Source organism: Methylorubrum aminovorans (assembly GCF_022179725.1).
Lineage (GTDB): Bacteria > Pseudomonadota > Alphaproteobacteria > Rhizobiales > Beijerinckiaceae > Methylobacterium > Methylobacterium aminovorans.
This window is the reverse complement of the sequence record NZ_BPRC01000107.1, coordinates 1-472: the sequence shown is the minus strand read 5'-3', so window position 1 is coordinate 472 and position 472 is coordinate 1. Positions and strand designations below refer to the sequence as shown.

Below are 472 nucleotides of genomic sequence, written 5' to 3'. Positions count from 1 at the left end.
GACCGTCTCCATCAGCTTCAGCACGGCGTCGCGGCCGATCTTCGGCTCCTTGTCCTCAAGCGCCATCAGGGCCGAGCCCTTGGTGATCGGGATGTCGTCGCCGGGGAAGTCATACTTCGAGAGCAGCTCGCGCACCTCGAGCTCGACCAGCTCGAGGAGCTCCTCGTCATCGACCATGTCGACCTTGTTGAGGAACACGACGAGTGCCGGCACGCCGACCTGGCGGGCGAGCAGGATGTGCTCGCGGGTCTGCGGCATCGGGCCGTCGGCAGCGGACACGACCAGGATCGCGCCGTCCATCTGGGCGGCACCGGTGATCATGTTCTTCACGTAGTCGGCGTGGCCGGGGCAGTCGACGTGAGCGTAGTGGCGGTTGGTGGTCTCGTACTCGACGTGGGCGGTCGAGATCGTGATGCCGCGCGCCTTCTCCTCGGGGGCCTTGTCGATCTGGTCGTAGGCCGTGAAGGTCGCC

1 protein-coding gene is annotated in these 472 nt (G+C 66.3%); it reads right to left on the bottom strand.

Going from position 1 to position 472, the window contains the following annotated elements:
- Positions 1–472: GTP-binding protein (locus MFF24_RS28715; protein WP_238229227.1), on the bottom strand; the 472-nt coding region annotated here is incomplete at both ends.